Source organism: Nonomuraea sp. NPDC003201 (assembly GCF_053590415.1).
Genome location: NZ_JBSFTC010000008.1, coordinates 24,003 through 42,407 on the forward strand (window position 1 = coordinate 24,003; position 18,405 = coordinate 42,407).

The 18,405-nt window shown below is 70.7% G+C and carries 18 protein-coding genes; 16 read left to right on the top strand and 2 right to left on the bottom strand.

Annotated elements, in window-relative coordinates:
• Positions 1-140 precede the first annotated feature (140 nt).
• Positions 141-1,436 (top strand): cytochrome P450, encoded by a 1,296-nt coding sequence (locus ACWDX9_RS05940; RefSeq protein ID WP_449949551.1) that lies wholly within the window; start codon positions 141-143, stop codon positions 1,434-1,436.
• Here ACWDX9_RS05940 and ACWDX9_RS05945 read toward each other — a convergent pair.
• Positions 1,366-4,209 carry a BTAD domain-containing putative transcriptional regulator gene (locus tag ACWDX9_RS05945; protein WP_449949554.1) on the bottom strand — a complete coding sequence of 948 codons (2,844 nt, stop codon included), beginning with the start codon at positions 4,207-4,209 and terminating at the stop codon, positions 1,366-1,368. The two genes, ACWDX9_RS05940 and ACWDX9_RS05945, sit on opposite strands and share 71 nt — an antisense overlap.
• Before the next feature lie 240 nt (positions 4,210-4,449).
• On the opposite strand from ACWDX9_RS05945, the gene ACWDX9_RS05950 reads away from it, so the two are divergent.
• Positions 4,450-4,869: a VOC family protein gene (locus ACWDX9_RS05950; protein ID WP_350733487.1), complete on the top strand. Its 420-nt coding sequence runs from the start codon at positions 4,450-4,452 to the stop codon at positions 4,867-4,869.
• On the opposite strand, the gene ACWDX9_RS05955 is transcribed toward ACWDX9_RS05950, so the two are convergent.
• A complete protein-coding gene (locus ACWDX9_RS05955; RefSeq protein ID WP_363981150.1) occupies positions 4,860-5,483 on the bottom strand; it encodes a TetR/AcrR family transcriptional regulator in 624 nt (207 codons plus the stop codon). The genes ACWDX9_RS05950 and ACWDX9_RS05955 overlap by 10 nt on opposite strands.
• Before the next feature lie 68 nt (positions 5,484-5,551).
• On the opposite strand from ACWDX9_RS05955, the gene ACWDX9_RS05960 reads away from it, so the two are divergent.
• The 14 genes from ACWDX9_RS05960 (at position 5,552) to ACWDX9_RS06025 (ending at position 18,368) form a co-directional block, all read left to right on the top strand.
• Positions 5,552-5,917 (top strand): MmcQ/YjbR family DNA-binding protein, encoded by a 366-nt coding sequence (locus ACWDX9_RS05960; protein WP_364264151.1) that lies wholly within the window; start codon positions 5,552-5,554, stop codon positions 5,915-5,917.
• A gap of 35 nt (positions 5,918-5,952) precedes the next feature.
• The gene (locus tag ACWDX9_RS05965; RefSeq protein ID WP_449949559.1) at positions 5,953-6,468 is read left to right on the top strand and encodes a GNAT family N-acetyltransferase; all 516 of its coding nucleotides are present in this window, start codon (positions 5,953-5,955) and stop codon (positions 6,466-6,468) included.
• 75 nt (positions 6,469-6,543) lie between these two features.
• The gene (locus ACWDX9_RS05970; RefSeq protein ID WP_449949562.1) at positions 6,544-8,499 is read left to right on the top strand and encodes an NACHT domain-containing protein; all 1,956 of its coding nucleotides are present in this window, start codon (positions 6,544-6,546) and stop codon (positions 8,497-8,499) included.
• A 60-nt stretch (positions 8,500-8,559) separates the two neighbouring features.
• Positions 8,560-8,937 (top strand): hypothetical protein, encoded by a 378-nt coding sequence (locus ACWDX9_RS05975; RefSeq protein ID WP_449949565.1) that lies wholly within the window; start codon positions 8,560-8,562, stop codon positions 8,935-8,937.
• Between the two features lie 19 nt (positions 8,938-8,956).
• The gene (locus ACWDX9_RS05980; protein ID WP_449949568.1) at positions 8,957-9,847 is read left to right on the top strand and encodes a DMT family transporter; all 891 of its coding nucleotides are present in this window, start codon (positions 8,957-8,959) and stop codon (positions 9,845-9,847) included.
• Positions 9,844-10,467, top strand: a complete 624-nt coding sequence (locus ACWDX9_RS05985) for a GntR family transcriptional regulator (protein ID WP_449949571.1) — start codon at positions 9,844-9,846, stop codon at positions 10,465-10,467. Before ACWDX9_RS05980 ends, ACWDX9_RS05985 begins: the two co-directional genes overlap by 4 nt.
• Positions 10,468-10,535: 68 nt before the next feature.
• Positions 10,536-10,886 carry a hypothetical protein gene (locus tag ACWDX9_RS05990; RefSeq protein ID WP_397373613.1) on the top strand — a complete coding sequence of 117 codons (351 nt, stop codon included), beginning with the start codon at positions 10,536-10,538 and terminating at the stop codon, positions 10,884-10,886.
• 269 nt (positions 10,887-11,155) lie between these two features.
• Entirely contained in the window at positions 11,156-12,610 is a 1,455-nt protein-coding gene (locus ACWDX9_RS05995; RefSeq protein WP_364264167.1) for a sugar transferase, read from the top strand.
• Between the two features lie 2 nt (positions 12,611-12,612).
• Positions 12,613-13,680 (top strand): glucose-1-phosphate thymidylyltransferase, encoded by a 1,068-nt coding sequence (locus ACWDX9_RS06000; protein ID WP_350733503.1) that lies wholly within the window; start codon positions 12,613-12,615, stop codon positions 13,678-13,680.
• Positions 13,677-14,603: a dTDP-glucose 4,6-dehydratase gene (gene rfbB, locus ACWDX9_RS06005; protein ID WP_449949574.1), complete on the top strand. Its 927-nt coding sequence runs from the start codon at positions 13,677-13,679 to the stop codon at positions 14,601-14,603. Before ACWDX9_RS06000 ends, rfbB begins: the two co-directional genes overlap by 4 nt.
• Positions 14,604-14,628: 25 nt before the next feature.
• Entirely contained in the window at positions 14,629-15,480 is an 852-nt protein-coding gene (gene rfbD / locus ACWDX9_RS06010; protein WP_449949576.1) for a dTDP-4-dehydrorhamnose reductase, read from the top strand.
• 8 nt (positions 15,481-15,488) lie between these two features.
• Positions 15,489-16,424 carry an endonuclease/exonuclease/phosphatase family protein gene (locus ACWDX9_RS06015; protein ID WP_449949579.1) on the top strand — a complete coding sequence of 312 codons (936 nt, stop codon included), beginning with the start codon at positions 15,489-15,491 and terminating at the stop codon, positions 16,422-16,424.
• A gap of 52 nt (positions 16,425-16,476) precedes the next feature.
• On the top strand, positions 16,477-17,256 hold the full coding sequence (locus ACWDX9_RS06020; RefSeq protein ID WP_449949582.1) for a WecB/TagA/CpsF family glycosyltransferase: 780 nt from the start codon (positions 16,477-16,479) through the stop codon (positions 17,254-17,256).
• Complete coding sequence (locus tag ACWDX9_RS06025) at positions 17,253-18,368, top strand: hypothetical protein (protein ID WP_449949584.1); 1,116 nt, start codon at positions 17,253-17,255, stop codon at positions 18,366-18,368. The genes ACWDX9_RS06020 and ACWDX9_RS06025 overlap by 4 nt, the downstream gene beginning before the upstream one ends.
• Positions 18,369-18,405: the final 37 nt, after the last annotated feature.

Consider the following 18,405-nt stretch of genomic DNA (forward strand, 5'->3'; position numbering starts at 1 on the left):
TCGTGGTCAGTGACGACAGTCGCGCTACGGAGGTTACGCATGAAGCACATCCGACACGCAGCCGTCCGCCTCGTGGGCCGGGTCCGCATGGGAGGCATGTACACCTACTGGAACTTCTTCAACTAAGAGGGGCCCGACGAGTGACGCACGCACCTGGTTCGGAGCGGCCCCCCGGGCCCCGAGGGCACTGGCTGTTCGGCAACACCGAGGAGTACGACCGGGACAGGAACGGTTTCCTGGAACGGTGTCACCGTGAATACGGGGACGTCTTCTCGTTCGACGCCCGCACCATCGTGGTGTCCTCACCGGATCAGGTGCATGCGTTGCTCACCAGGACCAACCGAGACTTCCTTGCCGAGAATTCGCCGCTGGCGGGAAACACGGACACCGAGCGGATGGCGGCCGACGCCGAGCTGTGGACGACGACCCGCCGCGCCGGCTGGCAGGGGCTGCACCGGAGGGTCGCGCAGGCGCACGCCGAACGCTTGCGGGAGATCTTCCTCAAGACCGTCGGTGACGGGGACATCGACGTGCTCGCCACGATGGCCGACTTCTTCGGCCGGGCGACCGCCGACTTCTGCCTGAGCGCGGACGCGGAAGGCGTGCCGGAGACACTGGCCGAGAACGTCGCGGCCATCGACCCCCTGTCGCGTGACTCGCTGCAGCTCCCGCCGTGGTGGCCGTCGCGCAAGGTGCGGCGCTTCGCCCGCTCCCGCAAGCGGCTCCTGGCGCTCATGACCGACATCGTGCGCCGCCGCCGTCATGCCGGCGACCCCACCGTCCAGGATCTCCTCGGCGTGCTGCTCGCCCCGGGGGATCAGCAGCTGTCCGACCTGCAGATCGAGCGGTTCCTGCGCGGGATCATGCTGGCCGCGCTGGGCGTCCCGGCCGCCGCGCTCACCTGGATCGTGTACGAGCTCAGCACGCGGCCCGACGTGCTGGCCAGGCTGGAGGCCGAGGCCGCGTCGGCCGGCGAGGTCCCCGTCATGGGGGACCTGCCGTACACCGAGGCGTTCGTCAAGGAGGTGCTCAGGCTGTGGCCGCCGACCTGGCTGATCGGCAGGACCGTACGTCACGGGACCGAGCTCGACGGGTGGCGTCTCAAGACGGGGGATCAGGTGCTGTTCAGCCTGTATCGGCTGCATCGCGATCCGCGCTGGTGGTCCGACCCCGACCGGCTGGTGCCGGAACGGTGGCTGGAGCCTCGTGCCGCGCCCGTCAGGCACACCTATCTGCCGTTCGGCGCCGGGCCGAGGGTGTGCGTGGGGACCCAGCTCGGCATGATGCAGCTGACGTTGGCGACGGCCTGGCTGGTCAGCGGCATGAACCTGGCGCGGACGCAGGAGACGGCGATGGTGCCCGACTTCAGCGGTCTGCTGGTGCCGCGTGACCTGAGGGTCCGGCTGGAGCGGAAGGCGGTGCGGCAAGGCGCCTGATCTTCTCCTGGACGTTCCCGGCTTCGACCGCGCGGTGCTGCTTGTGGTAGAGATCGAACGCTCGCTGCCAGGCGTCGCGGGCGGCGGCGGGCCGGCCCGTTTCGTGGTGGACGTCGCCGATGCGGACGAGGGTGTCGGCGCGCTGGTAGGCGTTGCCGAGTTGCTCGCGCAGTTCGAGGCATCGGCCGTAGTGGTCGAGCGCCTGATCATGTTGTCCGGCCCAGTGGGCGATGTAGCCGAGGCTGTCGAGGGTGGCGGATTCGCCGTTCAGGTCCTCGTGCTTCTGGAACAGCTCCAGAGCCTGCTCGCAGTACGACCGCGCCTGCGGGTAGTGGCCGAGCTTGGCGTGGCACCAGCCGGCGGCGCTGAGCGCGTTGGCCTCCCAGAGGGGGTCGCGGAGTTCGCGCTGGAGGCGCAGGGCGTTCTCGACGTGCGGGAGCGCGTGCTCGGGTGCGCCCCGCTCCAGCCAGGCGAACCCGAGGGTGTGGCTGGTGTGCGCCTGTCCGGCGAGGTCCTCCTCCTGCTCGAACAGCTCGAACGCGAGCAGCAGGTGCTCCAGGCCGTCGTCGGCCCGGGAGTTCTGCGCGTAGGCGTACCCGAGATACCAATGGGAGAAGGCCCGGGGGCCCGGCCGGCCCAGCCGCTCGGCGGCGGCCAGGGCCGTCTCCCAGGACCGGGTGCGCAGCTCGTGCTGGCACCGCTTGTGGTACGTGTCCATCGCCCAGGCCAGCCGCCAGACGGCCGCGTCCAGGCCCAGCCTCTCGGCGTGCCGCTGAACGGCGATGAGGCTGGACTGCTCGTCCTCGAACCACGCCCAGGCCGACGCGGCGTCCTCGAACTCCTCCCGCACGGCCTCGCCGGAGATCCGCGCGGCGAAGGGACGGTTGGGGTTCAGCAGCCGGTCGCCGGCGCACGCGGTGACCACGTAGGCGTCGACCAGGCGGGTCAGCGCCTGCGCCCGCTCGTGATCGGGCAGATCGGACTGCGCGCGTTCGGCGGAGTAGAGGCGGACCAGGTCATGCGTGCGATACCGCCCGGGACGGTGCTGCTGGATCAGGTTGGCGGCTTCGAGGCGCCGCAGCGACACCCTGGTGCGGGAGGCGGGCAGGCCGGCGAGCGCGGCGGCCGACCGCAGGCTGATGTCCGGCCACGGCGCCAGTCCCAGCAGCGCGAACAGCCGGGCGGTGCCGGGGTGGAGGGCCTCGTACGAGGACGTGAACGCGGCCCGCAGGTCCGCGTTCAGATCGCCGGTCTGCAGGGCGTCGAGGCGGGTGGCCGGGCTGCTCAGCTCCTCGGCGAGGACCGACAGGGGGAAGCCGGGGTGCATGGCCGCGCGCGCGGAGAGCACGCTGATCGCGAGGGGGAGGCCGCCGCTGTGCTCCACGAGGGCGGCCGCGCTGTCGGGATCCGCGCCGATCCTCGATTCGCCCAGGTGGTGGCCGAGCAGGCGGCGCGTCTCGGCGGGCGTGAGGGCGTCCAGCCCGATCAGGCTCGCGCCGCGGGTGGCGTTCAGGCCCGGGAGGCGGTTGCGGCTGGTGACCACGACGACGCAGCCGGGACTGCCGGGCAGCAGCGGTTCGACCTGTGCCACGTCGCGGGCGTTGTCGAGGACGACGAGCAGGCGGCGGTCGGCGACCAGCGACCGGTAGAGCCCGGCCTGGGCCTCCTCCCCGGCCGGGATGGCCGCCGCCGGGACACCGAGAGAGCCGAGGAAATGGCGCAGCGCCACATGGGCCGGCAGGGGGTCGCTGCCCGGGTCGAACCCGTGGAGGTTGACGTAGAGCTGGCCGTCGGGGAAGAGGCCGCTGTTGTCGTGCGCCCAGTGCAGGGCCAGCGAAGTCTTCCCCATTCCCCCGGTGGCGCCGATGGCGGCGATGGCCACGCTGTTCCTGGTCCGGTCGCGGGCGAGGCGGTCCAGCTCGGCGCGTTCGCGTTCGCGGCCGACGAAGTGCGGTGGCGGAGCGGGCAACTGCCGGGGGATCGGCGAGAGCACCGGACGTGGCCGGGGTTCCGGCGTGCTGTCGGAGGTGAGGATCCGCTGGTGGAGCTGTTGCAGCTCGCGTTCGGGCTCCAGCCCCAGCTCCTCGCTGATCCGTTCGCGCAGGCTCCGGTAGATCGCCAGGGCGTCGGCGCGCCGGCCGCTGCGGTGCAGCGCGAGCATGAGCTGGCCGTGCGCCGACTCGCGCAGGGGATGGTCCGCGACGACCGCGGTGAGCTCGGTGACGGCCTCGGCGTGCCGGCCCGTCGTGAGCATGGCCGAGCCCCGCTCCTCCACCGCTTCCAGCCGCAGCTCCTCGAGCCTGGCCACTTCTGCCGGGACGAACGAGCCGTCGATCCCCACCAGCGGCGCACCGTGCCAGAGGCCCAGCGCCTCGTCGTAGCGGGTCACCGCGGTCTCCGGGTCACCTGCGGTCGCCGCCTTGCGGGCCCGCGCCACACCGTCGAGGAACCTGGCCAGATCGAGCTGGTCGGGTGCCAGCCGCACGACGTACCCGGGCCGCTGCGTACGGATCAGCTCGTCCCCCGCGGCGGCGCACGTCTTCCTGAGGTCGGAGATCAGCATCCTGACGCGGGAGGAAGGGGAATTCGGCAGCGGCTCGCCCCACAGCGACTCCGCCAGCCGCTGGACGGACACCACGCGGTTGGCGCTCAGCAGCAGGATCGTCAGCAACGCCCCCTGCTTGCCGGTCAGGACGACGTGTCCGGTCTCGGTCTGGAGCTCCACCGGGCCGAGAAGGCGGAACCTGGCCCGCGTAAGACCTTCAGAACTCACCGGCGACCTCCAGCGGAACCAGCTCCCCGACGTGAGGATAGTCGAGGCTTGATCACCGGCCCTTGGCGATCAGCCGGCGCGGTGCGGTCGCCGCCGGACCTGCCGTGTTTACTTCGCTGTCATCCGGATCTTTCATTATGAAATGAGTACGGCGCAGGCCGGTGTCGGCCGCTGAATCACCGTCCAACCATGGAACCGCAGGTGGACAGGCGGATTCGGGCGGCAGAAGCGGAGGTATGCATGGACGTGCGGCTGGACCATCTCGTCTGCTGGGTCTCCGACCAGCTCGATTCCCTGCATTTCTACGAGCAGGTTATCGGCCTGCCGGGGGTGCGGGCCGAGGCGTTTCGCGAGGGAAAGACGGCGTTTCCGAGTGTACGGATCTCGGCCGAGACCATCCTCGACCTGATGGCGTATGACGCCTCCATGGGAGTGGACGAGGGCACCGGGGTCAAGGGCAGCGCCGGGCATCCGATCAATCACTTCTGCCTGGCCGTCGGAAAGGAGGATTTCGACGAGCTGCAGGTCAGGCTGAAGCGGCACGGGGTCGAGATCACGGGCTCCGGCGTCAACTCCTTCGGCGCGCAGGGCATCGCCCCCGAGACGATGTTCTTCCCCGACCCCGACGGCAACGTGCTGGAGGTGCGCTACTACGAGTGACGGCGGAGCTTGGCCCGGGCGGCGCGGCGTACGAGGGGGCCCATGTCCTCCAGGGCCGTCACCAGGCCCGCCAGGCTCTCCAGGGCGTCGAACGCCTGGTTCGCGCCGTCCGGGTCCACTCCCTCGTAGAGCTCCAGGCCCACGAACGCCGCCGCCGTGGCCTTGGCCAGGCCCGCCACGTCCACGAACTCCGCCAGCGGCGACTTGGCCAGCACCCTCCCGAGGGCCTGCTCGACCTCCTCGATCCACAGGTTGAGGCCGGTGGTGGTGGCCGGTGCGAGTTTGGGGTCGGTCTGGCCGCCCGCGAGGACCTGGGCGAGGGCGGCGACGGTGCCTTCCGCCCGTTCCTCCGCGTGCAGTGCGCGGCCGAGGTCGAGGAGCTCGCGGAGGGTGGTGACGGCGGCGAAGCGGGCGCGGTAGAGGGCGATGCGCTGCTGGGAGCCGTGCTCGACGGCGGCCGCGAGGAGCTGGTCGACACTGCCGAAGTGGTAGAAGACGAGGGCCTGGTTGACGCCCGCCGCCGCGGCGATCGTACGGGCGGAGACGCCGGCGATGCCGTGCTCCTTGAGCGTCTCCAGCGCGGCATCGAGCAGTTTGGTACGTGTGTCGGCCATCGCTCTCACGTTAGTGGGCTCCGGCGCCGCGGTCGGAACTGTCGGTCGGGTTTGGTAGACAGGCGGGCATGGGTGTGAGCGTCGATGAGTTCCTCCAGCTGCTGGACGAGCTGCCCGGGGTCCGCATGAGCCACGGCGGCGAGTGGATCGGCCTCAAGGTCCGCGACAAGGGCTTCGGCTACCTGTGGGAGGCGACCGAGACCGTTGGGCTCAAGGCCACGATCGAGGAGCAGATCGCGCTGGTGGCCGAGCGGCCCGAGGTGTTCGAGGTGCAGTTCACGGCCGGGCGGTTCGGCTGGGTGGTGGTGCACCTCGACAAGATCGACTCTGACGAGCTGTTCGAGCTGGTGGCCGAGGCCTGGTGCCTGACCGCGCCGAAGGCGATGGTGGCCGAGTTCGAGGCCAAGCATCAAATCGGGCAGGGCGCGTTATAGGTGCATTACGGGTAATGTCGGGCATTGTGGGCGGTGTGCACGTTCGGTTGCGGGAGTGGCGCCCGGACGACGCGCCGGTCGTGCTGAGGGCCTTCCGGGCGCCGGACCTGCGGACGCAGGCGTCCTGGCCTGTCGTCACGCTCAAGGACGCCGCCGGGTGGATCACCGCCTGGCAGGGGGTGGGCCACGCGTTCGCCGTCACGGTCGGGGGCCCCGAGAGCGAGCAGGTGGTCGGAAACGTCGCGGTGTCCCGCCTCGACGAGCACGACAACGGCTGGGTGTCCTACTGGGTCCTGCCCGAGGCCAGAGGGCGCGGCATCGCCGCGGCGGCCACCGGGGAGCTGGCCCGGTGGGCGTTCGGCGAGCTGGGGCTCTACCGGCTGGAGCTGGGGCATCGCGTCAACAACCCGGCGTCGTGCCGGGTCGCCACGAAGGCCGGGTTCCGGCCGGAGGGCATCGAGCGCGGCAAACTCCGTCACGACGGCGTCCGCCACGACGTCGAACGCCACGCCCGCCTGGCCACAGATCCCCCGCTCCAGACCGGCGAGTGACGCTGAGCGGGCCGCGTCGCGCTATTGTCCGCATGCATGCTCGACCCGATGGCGGCACCTGCCATGGCTCCGAGCATGCAGCCCGTTGTCCGCACGATGGTCCGGAGGCACGCCGGCGTGGCGCGATCACGCTCAGACATTCGTGGGTGGTACTGGTGGGCGCTGGTCGCCACGATCGTGCTCGTGCCGTCCTGCTGCATCGCCCTGGCCGTGTTCTTCGTCTCGGAGGGACTGGAGAACGCCGACCGGTGGGCCAGCGTCGGGGGCTTCTCCGTCAGCGTCCTCGTCGCCGCCGCGGCCTCGATCGGCTGGTTACGGCAGCGCGCCAAGGAAGCGGGCGACCTCGGCACCCTCGACGAGGCCGAGCCGGCGGCGGACGTCGAGGCCGCGCGCGCCGATCGGCTGGCCGCCAGGGTCCGGCAGGTGTGGGAGTCGGAGGAGTTACGGCAACGCCTGCTCGACCCGCAGCCGCTGCCCGTCTCGTGGCGCACGCTCGGCCCGCCGGTCAGCGATCACTGGCGGGTCATCGGGGGCGACGACACACCCGTCGACCTCGACGGCACCCTGGACGATCTCTACCAGACCTTCCACACCAAGCTCCCCAGCATGCGCCTGGTCGCGCTCGGCGAGCCGGGCGCCGGCAAGACCTCCCTGGTCATGCGCTTCGTTCTGGCCTGCCTGGCGGCCCGCGACAAGTCAGGCGACCCGGCCGCGCCCGTGCCGGTGATCCTGAGACTGTCGACCTGGAGCCCGTCGGACAAGTCGCTGCGCGCCTGGATCTACTCACGCCTCCGCGAGGACTACGCCTTCGACGAGCCTCTGGGCACGGACCGCCTGCTGCTCGTCCTCGACGGGCTCGACGAGATGCGGCAAGCCGATCGCGAGACAGCCCTGACCAAGATCAACGCCGCGTTCGGCTCCACTCGTCCGGTCCTCCTGACCAGCCGTACCGGCGAATATCTGGCGACCATCGACTCCAGGGAGGCCGATGTCCTGACCGCCGCGGCCGTGATCGAGCTCAGGCCGCTCGACGCCGTCGCCGTCCGCGACTACCTGACCGTCACCACGAAGCCCGCCCGGCTCGCCGAGTGGGACGGTGTGTTCGCGCAACTGGCCGCGCATCCGGACGGAGAGCTCGCCCGCGGGCTCTCCACCCCTCTGGCCCTGTCGCTGGCCCGGGTCACCTACGCCGAGCGCGCCGCCGACCCGGACGACCTGCTCGCCTTCACGAGCAGGCGTGAGGTGGAGGCCCACCTCCTGACGCAGATCGTTCCCGCGCTCTATTCGGACCCGTCAGGGCATCCGAGCTCGCCCTGGCGCGCGAACGACGTACACAGGTGGCTCACCTTCCTCGCCCGGCATTTCCGCACTCAAGGCATCTCCGGGGCGGCCTTGGGGGACAGGGTCGCGCCTGTGGCGAGCAGCGTGATCACCGGTCTCGTGGCCGGTCTGGGCACCGGCGCGGCATTCGGCCTCGCGGCGGAGGCCTCTCTGGGCGCCATCGCAGGGACGGCCATGGCGCTGGGCATCTTGGGTTACTACGCCTTCGCCAACACGGTTCCGGAGCGTAGGAGCCAGTGGGGGGCATGGGCCGCCGCGGCGGTGTGCTTCGCCGCCGTTCACTGGTACCTCGCGGCGGGAGACAGCCTGCCGGCCGGTGCCGCGAGCGGCATCGCGGCGGTGGCCGCGCTCTGGGTCCTCACGGTGTTGTCGCCTGCCCTGATCGCTCTTCAGGCGGTGATCCTCTCTTTCGCCGTCACGCTCGGGATCATCGGTGGGCCCGCCGCCTCGCCGTACGCGCTCGCCCTGGCGGCGCTGGCCGTGGTCGTCTTCATGACGATTCTGCAGACTTCCCGCACGAGCTTCGTCGTGGCGCGCATCTTGCTCGCCGCGACCGGCCGGCTGCCATGGAATGTGACGGCGCTCCTGGAGGACGGCTACCAACGAGGTGTGTTCCGGAAAGTGGGCGGCCTGTACTACTTCCGACACGACCTCCTGAGAGTGCGGCTGGCCCACCCGCACCGCTCTTAGCGCACGGGCAACAGCGGAACGAATGGCCACCTGCCGCCCCGCTGATCTACCCTTTCTTGGGTGGACAGCGAGAGTCTGGCCGCGGCCGGTCTCCTGGAAGCCCTGAGCCGGGCGTCAGGGATGCTCGCGGAATTACGTCACCCGTTCGCCAGAAGCGAGCCCTTCTCCTATTTCCTCCCGCCCGCCGGCGCCCGCGTCGGCACCGGCCTCACGCTGCCCGACGGCCGCGAGGTCCGTTTCGAGGTCTCCATCGCCGTCTCCGCCGGCGCCTTCCACATCGAGGGGTCGATCACCGCGGAGGACGAGACGCTGTTCGAGCTCCCGTGCAAGAGCGTGCCGGACATCCACGACGCCCTGGCCGTGCTGGACGACTACGCGGGGGAGGTGGTGGCCCCGGCGGGGCGGCTGATCGACCGGCAACTGGACGAAATTGTCTAATTGTCAGACAATGGCGGGCATGAGAAACGGACCACTCGCCGTTGTCGCTGCCTCCGTGCTCTGGGGCACGGCCGGGACGGCAGGACTGCTCGTCTCCGCCGACTCCGTCGCACTGGCCGCCGCGCGGCTGGTCATCGGGGGGACGGCGCTCGCGCTCGTGGCAGGTGCCGGCGTCAGGAAGGCGATCAGGCCGGGCCTGCTGCTGGCCGCCGTCGCGGTGGCCGCGTACCAGCTCTGCTTCTTCGCCGCCGTCGGCCGCACGGGGGTCGCCATCGGCACCGTGGTGGCGATCGGGAGCGGGCCCGTCTTCACGGGGTTGCTGTCCTGGCTCCTCCACGGTCAGCGGCCGAGCGGGCGGTGGGCCGCGGCGACCGCGGCGGCCATCTGCGGGTGCGCCGCGCTCATCGTCGGAGGCGGGGCCGAGGCCGGTCGGCAGACGGTCTCGGGGGTGCTGTTCGCGCTGCTCGGCGGCGTGCTCTACGCCTTCTACGCGGTCATGGCGGCGCGGGCGATCGGCCGCGGGGCCGAGTCCAACGCGGTCATGGGGGTCATGTTCGGCGGCGCGGCGCTGATCATGCTGCCCGTCCTGCTGGCGAACGGGGTCGCCTGGATGGGCGAGCCGCGCGGGCTGCTCGCCGTCGTCTACCTGGGCCTCGGCACCACGGCCCTGTCCTACTTCCTGTACGGCAGGGGCCTGCGGACCACGCCGGTGGCCACGGCCGCCACGCTGGCCCTGGCGGAGCCGGCCGTCGCGGCGCTGCTCGGCCTGGTGGTGCTCGGCGAGCGGCTGGCCCCGATCTCGATCGCGGGCCTGGTGCTCCTCGCGCTGAGCCTGGTGGCCGTGGCGATCCCGGAGAAAGTACGCGAGCAAGAGCTTGTGCCGGAAAGGGAGCTAGAGTCGCAGCCGTGACGTTGCCGCTCAGACCCGTCTCCACCGTCGGCGCGCTCGCTGACGCCCTACGCAGCAGGGTGCTGTCCGGCGAGATCCCGCCCGGCACCCCGCTGCCCGAGCAGGAGATCGCCGCCTCGTACGGCGTGGCCAGGCCGACCGTGCGGGAAGCGCTGGCGAGCCTCGTCCACGAGGGGCTGCTGAGACGCGAGCGCAACCGCAGCGCTTATGTCCCCGAGGTGACGCTTTCGGACCTCGACGATCTCATGTACGTGCGCAGGCCGCTCGAAGACCTCATGGCGCAGGCCGTGGCCGGGCAGCGGGTCCCCGGGGCGGAGGCCGCACTGCACCGGATGGCGGCCCTGCCCGCCGACGCGCCCTGGTCGGAGTGCGTGGCCGAGCACATGGCGATGCACCAGGCGCTGATCGAGGCCGTGGGGAGCCCCCGGCTCGAACGGCTCTACGGAGTCCTGGCCGCGGAGACGCGGCTCGGGACGGTGCGGCTCCGGGAGGTCTACACGGACCGGGACGTCCTGGTGCGGGAGCATCGCGAGCTGCTCGACGCCATCGCCGACGGCCCGCGGGACGCGGCCAGAGCGGCCGTGGCCGCACATCTCAGCCACTCCTGGGGCGGTCACTGACGGGGTCAACCGCACCATTGTGTGCGAACCCTTGCGGGACAGCCCCTGAACTCGCAAGAATCGCGCCCATGCACGGCAATCCGATGCCGGACTCCTACGTATATGTCACGGAAGAGGGCGTCACCCGTCACTACGCGGACGGTAGCGTCGAGGCTCTCGCCTGGGAGGACGTGGTGGAGGTCCGTGTCGTCACCGAAGTCGGGGAGGACGTCCTCTACATCCTGCTCGACCGCGACGGCGACGGTTGTGTCGTGCCGCGTTCGGCCACGGACGCCACCTTCCTGGCGCGGCTGCGCTATCTGCCGGACTTCGACCTCGATCGGCTGGCCCTGGCCGCCGACTCCGCGCATGACGGGGTTGTGGTCGTCTGGCGCAGTCCTGACCCGCCGTCCGCATTGCCGGATCTGGAGTACGACTAGCGGCTTGATTCGGCGGCAACCTGCCGAAATTCCACCGTAAACCGTACATTTTGCCAGCTAGACCGCTGCACTTATGGATCGTTCCGTCAAGCCCTTCAGCTGCTGAGCCCTCGTCCGATTGTGGACATTGGACGTTATTCCCCGTACCGGAATCGATCTTTACTCTTTAGTGGGGGCCGCCGCCCTTGATTGTGCGTGGGACATGTCAACCCATGTGGTTCAAGGAACGTCCTGTTATCGCGGTGCACAAGAGTTCTCAGGGTGGTGCTATGAGGGTGGGGACTGGGGAGTCCGTTGTCGTGCTCCTCGGGGCCGTGCCACGTCGCGCGTCGAGCATCTGGACGCGCGCGTACCTACGGCTCCTGTTAGGCGGTGATACGACATGCGCACTGCTGGCATGCGTATGCGTGCTGGGCATCCGGCTCATCGCCGGGGTGTTCATACCGTGGGTCGAGTTCATGCTCGGACTCGGCCTGATCGCCGCCTGGCCCATCGCGCTCATGATGGGCGGCGCGTACCGGCAGCGCGCCAACGGCGAGGGAACGGACGAGTTCAAGGCCGTCTTCAACGGCGGTGTCGGTCTGATGGCGACCGTCGCCATCCTGGCCTACGCGACGCAGACCGCGGTCGCCCGCAGCTTCGTGATGGCGATGCTGCCGCTGGCGCTGCTGTCCACGCTGTACTTCCGCTACCGGATGCGTAAGCGTCTCCACCGAAGGAGAGCGGTGGGCGACTACATGCGTCAGGTGATCGCGGTCGGGCACCGGGAGTCGATTCTCGACCTGGTGATGCAGTTCAGGCGGCAGCCGCACCACGGAATGCAGGTGGTGGGAGCCTGCCTTCCGGACAGCGCGATGGACATCGACCTCGACGGCATCCCCGTGCTCGGCTCCTTCGGCGACGTGGCCACGGTGGTCGAGCGCGTGCAGGCCGACGCCGTGGCCGTGCTGGCCTGCCCGGAGCTGGACGGGGCCGCGCTGCGCCGGCTGGCCTGGAGCCTGGAGACCGCGCGCACCGACCTCTTCGTGGCCCCCGCGCTCATGGACGTGGCCGGGCCGCGCATCAGCATCAGGCCGGTCGCGGGGATGCCGCTCCTGCACCTGGAGCACCCCGAGTTCGACGGCACCAAGCAGGTCGCGAAGACCGTCTTCGACCGCCTGGTCGCGGCGGCCGCCCTGCTGCTCCTGGCGCTGCCGCTGCTGGCCATCGCGCTGGTGATCCGCCTCACCAGCCAGGGGCCGGCGCTGTTCCACCAGATCAGGGTCGGCAAAGGCGGCAAAGAGTTCCATGTAGTGAAATTTCGTACGATGGTGGTTGATGCGGAGCGGCTCAAGAGCGCGCTTCTGGAAGCGAACGAGTTCGACGGCGTGCTCTTCAAGATTAGGAACGATCCAAGAATCACGCGGGTAGGCGCTTTCCTGCGGAAATACTCGCTCGACGAGCTGCCCCAGCTGCTGAACGTGCTCCGAGGAGAGATGTCCCTGGTCGGCCCCCGCCCGCCGCTGCCGGAGGAGGTGGGCCAGTACGGCGCCGACGTCCGCCGCCGGCTGGTGGTCAAGCCGGGCATGACCGGGCTCTGGCAGGTCAGCGGCCGCTCCAACCTGAGCTGGGAGGAGTCCGTACGCCTCGACCTGCGGTACGTGGAGAACTGGTCGCTCATCCTCGACCTGCAGATCCTCTGGAAGACCTGGTCCGTCGTCACCCGTGGAGAAGGGGCTTACTAGCGGTGAAAGCACTCGTGCTCGCCGGGGGGTCGGGCACACGGCTCCGGCCCATCACGCACACCTCGGCCAAGCAGCTGGTGCCGGTCGCGAACAAGCCGGTCCTCTTCTACGGGCTGGAGGCGATCGCGGCCGCGGGGATCAGGGAACTCGGCCTGGTGGTCGGCGACACCCATGCGGAGATCGAGTCCGCCGTGGGGGACGGCTCGGCCTTCGGGCTGCAGGTCACGTACCTGCGGCAGGAGGCCCCGCTCGGGCTCGCGCACGGCGTGCTGATCGCCAGGGAGTTCCTGGGCGACGAGGACTTCGTCATGTACCTGGGCGACAACTTCGTCGTGGGCGGCATCAACGACCTGGTGGACAGGTTCGCCCGCGAGCGGCCCGCCGCCCAGATCATGCTCACCAGGGTCGGCGACCCGCGCCAGTTCGGGGTGGCCGAGCTCGACGCCTCCGGCCGGGTGGTCGGCCTGGAGGAGAAGCCCGCCCGCCCCAAGAGCGACCTGGCGCTGGTCGGCGTCTACCTGTTCAGCCCGGCCGTCCACGAGGCGGTGGCCGAGCTCAAGCCGTCGTGGCGGGGCGAGCTGGAGATCACCGACGCGATCCAGTGGCTGATCGAGGCGGGCCTGCGCGTCGAGTCCTCGGTGATCTCCGGCTACTGGAAGGACACCGGCAACGTCACCGACATGCTGGAGGTCAACCGGCTGGTCCTGGAGTCGGTCGAGCCCAGCGTACGCGGGCAGGTGGACGACGCCAGCGAGCTGGTGGGCCGGGTGGTCGTCGCGGAGGGGGCCGTGGTCGAGCGGTCCAGGATCGTCGGCCCGGTCATCATCGGCCACGGCGCGCGGATCCGTGACAGCTACGTCGGCCCCTTCACCTCCATCGGCGCCGACTGCGCCGTCACCGGCAGCGAGATCGAGTATTCGATCGTGCTGCCCAGGGCCTCCATCGCCGGGGTCGGCCGCATCGAGTCGTCGCTGATCGGCCACGACGTCGAGGTCACCCCGGCGCCCAACACGCCCAGAGCCCACCGTCTCGTGCTGGGCGATCACAGCAAGGTACAGATCAGTTCATGACCCGGATCCTGGTGACGGGCGGTGCGGGCTTCATCGGCTCGCACTTCGTCCGCAATCTGCACGACATGTACGTCACGGTGCTGGACAAGCTCACGTATGCCGGCAACCGGGCCAACCTTGAGGGAGTGCGGCACGAGTTCGTGCACGGGGACATCTGCGACGCCGAGCTGCTCAGGAGCGTCGTCCCCGGCCACGACCTCGTGGTGAACTTCGCGGCCGAGTCGCACGTGGACCGGTCGATCGAGGGCGCGGCCGAGTTCATGCGCACCAACGCGCTGGGCACCCAGACCCTCCTCCAGGCGTGCCTGGAGGCCGGGGTGCCGAAGGTGGTCCAGGTGTCGACCGACGAGGTGTACGGGTCGATCGACATCGGCTCGTGGGACGAGGACGCGCCGCTGCGCCCGCGCTCGCCGTACGCGGCGTCGAAGGCCGGCGGCGACCTGATCGCCCGGGCCTACGCGATCACCTACGGCCTGAACGTCTCGATCACCAGGTGCGGCAACAACTACGGGCCGAGACAGTACCCGGAGAAGGTCATCCCGCTGTTCGTCACGAACCTGCTGCGCGGCCGGAAGGTCCCCCTGTACGGCGACGGCGGCAACGTCCGCGACTGGATCCACGTCGAGGACCACTGCGCCGGCATCCGGCTGGTGGCCGAGAAGGGGGAGCCCGGCGAGGTCTACAACATCGCGGGCACGGCCGAGCTGACCAACAAGGAGCTGACCGGCCGCCTGCTCCAGGCCTGCGGCAGGGGCTGGGACGCGGTCGAGTACGTCGAGGACCGCAAGGGCCACGACCGCAGGTACTCGATGGACGACGCGAAGCTGCGGGCGCTCGGCTACCGGCCGGAGATCCCGTTCGAGCAGGGGCTGAAGGACACCGTCCGCTGGTACGCCGAGCACCGGGACTGGTGGACCTCGTGATCGATCGGTTGTGCCGGGAGGCGGCATGAGGTGGCTCATCACGGGCGCCGGCGGCATGCTCGCCGCCGACGTCCTGGACAGGGCGGCATTGACGGGGGAGCCGGTGCTCGCGCTCGGCCGGGCCGAGCTGGACCTGCGCGACAGGCGCGCGGTGCGTGACTTCGTGTCCGCCTACCGGCCGAGAGTCGTGATCAACTGCGCCGGCTGGACCGCGGTGGACGACGCCGAGGCGAGCGAGGCGGAGGCGCTGGCGGTCAACGGGCATGCCGTGCGCTGGCTGGCCGAGGCCTGCGAGCTGGCGGGGGCGCGGCTGGTGCACGTCTCCACCGACTACGTCTTCGACGGGGACGGCGTGGTGGCGTACGCGGAGGACGCGCCGACGGGGCCGATCAACGCGTACGGGCGGACCAAGCTCGCCGGGGAGTACGCGGCGCTGGAGCACGGGCACTACGTGGTGCGCAGCGCCTGGCTCTACGGCGCGGGCGGCGCGAACTTCGTGTCGACCATGATCCGGCTGGCGGCCGAGCGGCCCACGGTCGACGTGGTCGACGACCAGCACGGCCAGCCGACCTGGGCGGCCGACCTGGCGGACTATCTCGTCCGGCTGGCCCGGTCGGACCTGCCGCCGGGCGTCTACCACGGCACCAGCGCGGGCGAGACCACCTGGTGCGGGTTCGCCAAGGAGATCTTCAGCCTGCTCGGCGCCGACCCGGATCGCGTACGCCCCGTGACCAGCGAGGCGTTCCCCCGCCCGGCCAAGCGGCCGGCCTACAGCGTGCTCGCGCACACCCGGGGGGAGCCGATCCGGCACTGGCAGGCGGCGCTGCACGCGGCCTGGCCGGTGCTGATGCGTGGACGCCGGTGCAGCGTCGCCTGAGGGATTCGATGCTGTGGCTCATGGTCGCGGGCCTCGCCGGGTGGGCGGGCCTGCGCCTGTGCGGATGGGAGCCGAAGTTCGTCTGGTCCCAGCTCGTGTCGTTCACGCCGTACGCGGCCGTGCTCGCGCTGGTGCCGCTGGGGTTCGCGGTCTTCTTACGCTCCGGGGCGCTGCTGGCGGCCGCGCTCGTCGTGACCGTCGCCTTCGCGGTCATCGTGCTGCCGCGCGCGATCCCGGAGGGCAACCCGCCCGCCGCCGGCCCGGTGCTGCGGGTGATGGCCGTCAACCTGCTGCACTCCTCCGTGCTGCCGCCCGACCTGGTCGACGCGGTCGAGCGCGAGCGGCCGGACGTGCTGCACCTGCTGGAGTTCACCGACCTGATGCGGCAACGGGTGGAGGAGCTCGGGCTGGGGCGGCTGCTGCCGTACAAGATCGTTTTGCCGGGGGAGGACTCCCAGGGAGCGGCCATCTACTCGCGTTACCCGCTGCGGCCGGGGGACGCGCCGATCGCGGCCCCCGCCTTCGTGGAGAGCCCGCGCCACCTTCCCGCCGTGGTCACCCTGCCGGGCGGGCGGGAGGTGGACCTCGTCGCGGTCCACGCGTGCGCGCCCTCCGAGGGCTGGCGTACGGCGTGCTGGGCGTCGAGCATCCGGGCCCTGCCACCCGCCGGAGGGCGCCTGCGGGTGCTGGCCGGAGACTTCAACTCCACCCTGGACCACGCGGTGCTGCGCGACCTGATCGCCACCGGCTACCGGGACGCCGCCGACGTCACCGGCAAGGGGCTGGCCATGACCTGGCCCTATTACCAGCAGCCGCGGTTGTTCCCGAAGGTGGCCATCGATCATGTGCTGGCCGACCCCCGGATCGCGATCCGGAGCTTCCAGACCCTGCGGATGCCCCGGACCGACCATCGCGCGACGCTCACCGAGCTGGTCCTCCCGTGATGTCACGTTTCCGGAGCCGGAACCGATATGTCATGGACACCCAGGGGGATGGATGACGAGGTTGCCGGAGCAGGCCTCCAGGAAGACGATACTCGGCACCACACTGGACGCCCTCACCATGCGTCAGGTGATCGCGCGGTGCGTGGCGGCGGTCTCGGAGAACAGGAGGCTCACCATCGGCGTGGTGAACGCCGCCAAGGTGGTCAACATGCGCACGGACGCCGCGTTACGGCAGTCCGTGGTCGACAGCGACCTCGTGCTGGCCGACGGGCAGGCGGTGGTCTGGGCGGCGCGGATGCTCGGTCACCGGCTTCCCGAGCGGGTGGCGGGCATCGACCTGTTCACGGAGCTGATGGCCGAGGGGCACCGGCGCGGCTACCGCGCCTATTTCCTCGGCGCGACCGACGAGGTGCTGGCCCGGGTGCTGGCAGAGGTACGGCTGCGCTACCCCGGGCTGGGCATCGCCGGTTCGCGCAACGGATACTTCCCGGTGGAGGACTCGGCCGAGGTCGCCGCCGAGATCGCCGAATCCCAGGCCGACCTGCTGTTCCTCGGCATCACCTCGCCGAAGAAGGAGATCTTCATCCGCGAGTGGGGCGAGAGCACCCGGGCGCGGATCATCCACGGCGTGGGCGGCTCGTTCGACGTGCTGGCCGGGCACACCCGCAGGGCGCCGGTGCGCTGGCAGCGCCTGGGCCTGGAATGGCTCTACCGCATGCTGCAGGAGCCGTTGCGGCTCGGTCCGCGCTACGTGCGGACCAACGGCAGATTCCTGCTCCTGGTGCTCCGGGAGCGGGCCGGTGTCAATCGCAGGATCGAGGAGACGACGTGACGGATCACCGGATCGCTCTGCTGAGCTCCGGACATCAGGACTTCGTGACGGGCATGGTGGACCTGTCCGTGCGCGGGCTGCCGCCGGGCTACGCCGACGGCGAGTTCGTGTTCACCCGCCGGGGCCGCCAGAACGACGACGGGACGTGGACGGCGGCGCCGGAAGGGCGCAGCATCCGCTACTCGGCGATCGTCGCGCTCGGCGTGGGGACCCTGACGGAGCAGCGGCAGCGGGCGGCCCTGGCCGGTGACAGTCTCCTCGACCTGGTGGGCAACCTGATCAAACGGCTGCCGGAGGTGACGGGGGCCGGCGACGCCGCGCTGATCTGCTGGGCGGCAGCGGAGGCCGGGCACGCCGATCTGGAGCTGGCGCTGAGCCGGCTCGCGGAGCTGGACGCGGGCGGCCCGATCTACACCGTCGAGGCGGCGTGGGCGCTGGCCGCCCTGGTCGCGGCCGGCGTGACCGACGGCCGGGCCGAGCGCGCCCGTGAGCGGCTGCTGGCCGGGCTGGCGGGCAACCGGCTCTACCCGCACGCGCTCGGCAAGGGGGCGCTGGTCCCCCGGTACCGCGCCCACGTGGGCTGCTTCGCCGACCAGGTCTACCCGCTGCAGGCGCTGGCCAGGCTGCACGCCGCCACCGGCGACGCCGAGGCGCTGCGCGCGGCCGAGCAGGTGGCGGAGGGCATCTGCCACGCGCAGGGCCCGCAGGGGGAGTGGTGGTGGCACTACGACGCCCGTACCGGGTCGGTGGTCGAGGGCTATCCGGTCTACAGCGTCCATCAGCTGTCGATGGGGCCGATGGCACTGCTCGACCTGGCCGACGCGGGGGGTACCGCCTACGTGGCGGAGATCTCCAAGGGGCTCGACTGGATGATCGAGCGGCCGTCCTTCGTGCTCGAAGAGCTCGCTCTGACGTGGCGCAAGGAGGCCAGGGCGGATCCCCGCAAACTGGTGCGCGGAGTGCGGGCCGTGGCGACGGGAGTGCATCAGGGGATGCGTCTCGGCGTGCTGGACCGGATCTATCCGCCGGTCGCCGTCGATCGGGAGTGCCGGCCGTACGAGCTGGGGTGGTTGCTGTACGCGTGGCTGTCCACTTGTGGACAGCCCTCGTGACTTCCGCCTGATTCGGTGCGATAGATCGAGTTCAGGG